The sequence below is a fragment of the Pontiella sp. genome (genome assembly GCF_041622395.1).
Taxonomy (GTDB): Bacteria; Verrucomicrobiota; Kiritimatiellia; order Kiritimatiellales; family Pontiellaceae; genus Pontiella.
This window is the reverse complement of the sequence record NZ_JBFJYW010000402.1, coordinates 1-2,215: the sequence shown is the minus strand read 5'-3', so window position 1 is coordinate 2,215 and position 2,215 is coordinate 1. Positions and strand designations below refer to the sequence as shown.

2 protein-coding genes are annotated in these 2,215 nt (G+C 58.7%); both read left to right on the top strand.

Annotated elements, in window-relative coordinates:
- The coding region (locus ABYO54_RS16035; RefSeq protein ID WP_372809237.1) for an ATP-binding protein at positions 1–975 on the top strand (975 nt) is incomplete at its 5' end.
- A gap of 67 nt (positions 976–1,042) precedes the next feature.
- The coding region (locus ABYO54_RS16030; protein ID WP_372809236.1) for a type IV pilus twitching motility protein PilT at positions 1,043–2,215 on the top strand (1,173 nt) is incomplete at its 3' end.

Below are 2,215 nucleotides of genomic sequence, written 5' to 3'. Positions count from 1 at the left end.
GCCACCAAGCTGGTGCGCCAGATCCTGACCTTCAGCCGCCAGGAAGAGCAGGAGTTCCAGCCGATGGAGCTGCAACCGATCATCGAGGATTCGGTCAGCATGGTGCAGACGACCATGAAGAAGAACATCACGATTGAAACCGACCTCGATCCGGCGTGCGGCGCGATCCATGGCGATCCGACGCAGCTTCAGCAGGTGATGATCAACCTCTTCACCAACGCGGCGCATGCACTCGGCGCGGAGCAGTCGGGAACCCTGAGCATTAAGCTCAAGCAGGTCGAGCTGCACGGGCGCAAGGCCGATGATCAGTCGATCGACCTCGATCCGGGGTTCTATGCGTGCCTTACGGTGAAGGATACGGGATGCGGGATGCCCCCCGAGGTCCAGGAGCACATCTTTGAACCTTATTTCACAACCAAGAAAAAAGGCGAGGGAACCGGATTCGGCCTTTCCATCGTTCATGGCATTGTCCGCAAGCACCGCGGGACGATCGCGGTGGCGAGCGAGCAGGGGACGGGGACGACCTTCACGCTCTATTTCCCGCTGCTGCTGGAAACCGCCGAGCAGGAACAAAAGGCGATCGATCTCTCGATCCCGGAGGGGTATGGCCACCTGCTCTTCGTCGATGACGACGAGGCGGTGCTGTCGATGGGCCGCGAAATTCTCGAATCCTTCGGCTACTCCGTCGTTACGGCCACCAACGGCCGGCGCGGGTTCGAAATCTTCATGCAGAATCCCGAAGGATTCGATGCCTTGATCACCGACTACAGCATGCCGGAAATGAATGGCCACGAGCTGATCCGCCAGGTGTTGGCCATCCGCCAGGGGATTCCGACCATCCTGTACAGCGGATACATGGAAAAAGTCGATGGGGAAGACCTGAAGAATCTCGGGCACTCGGCCTTCATGGCCAAGCCGATCGACTGGCGCGAGCTGAGCCGCACCGTCCAGAAGGCGCTGGGTCAGGAGGTTTAGTGCGTGATCATGCCTTTGTCGGCGGGGTGGCACCGAAGTTGCTTTTGTTTTCGGTCGGGGATTTTATATGAAGAAAATTGATCAGTATCTTGAAGAGATGCTCGAAAAGGGCGCAAGCGACATTCATCTGTCGACCAATCACCAGCCGTGCTATCGCGTCGATGGCGAAATGCAGTTTCAGCGGGGGACTGAAAAATTCACCGAAGAGGAGCTTCGCGAGCTGCTCTACGAATTTACGCCCGAGCGGAATATCAAGGAACTCGAAGAGAATTGGGACACCGACTTTGCCTATGAACTGCCGGGCGCGGCCCGTTTTCGGGTGAACATTTTCATGGATCACGAGGGGATCGGGAGCGTGATGCGCCAGATACCCTCACGCGTGCCGACGTTCGAGGAGCTCAACATTCCCGAGGGGGTCCGGTCGTTTTGCTTTCTCAACAAGGGGCTTGTGATTGTCACCGGTCCAACCGGCAGCGGCAAGTCCACCACGCTCGCGGCCATGGTCGATTTGATCAACCGCACGCGCCGCATGCATCTGATCACGGTCGAGGATCCGGTGGAGTTCCGGCACCGTTCGCTGGGCTGTCTGGTCAACCAGCGCGAAGTGCACGTGCACACCAAAAGCTTTGCCAATGCCCTGCGCGCCGCACTCCGCGAAGACCCGGATATCGTGCTGGTGGGGGAAATGCGCGACCTCGAAACGATGGAAATCGCCATCGAGACCGCCGAAACCGGCCATCTGGTTTTCGGGACGTTGCATACCAACACCGCCGCAACCACCATCGACCGCATCATCGACAAGTTTCCGGCCGACCGCCAGAACCAGATCCGGACCATGCTGGCCGATTCGCTCAAGGGCGTGATTGCCCAGACCCTCTGCCGGCGCATTGGCGGGGGCCGTATCGCCTCCTGCGAAATCCTGGTGGTTACGCCCGCCGTTGCCGCCAACATCCGCGAGGGCAAAACCCACCAGATCCCGTCGATCATGCAGACCGGCAGGAATGTGGGCATGTGCACCTTTGCCGACGACCTGCTGAGTTTGGTCATGCGCGGCATCATCTCGCCGGAAGAGGCTTACGCCAACGCGATCGACAAGGTGTTCCTCCAGAAAAAGTTCGATGAGGAAAAAATCTCGCTCGATCTCACCCTTTCCGCCCTCGACGATATCGACATGCACCAGGAAGAGTCCGAAAATGCGTCCAAGAGCGAGAAGGCGCGCAAAAAACTCCACATCAACCCG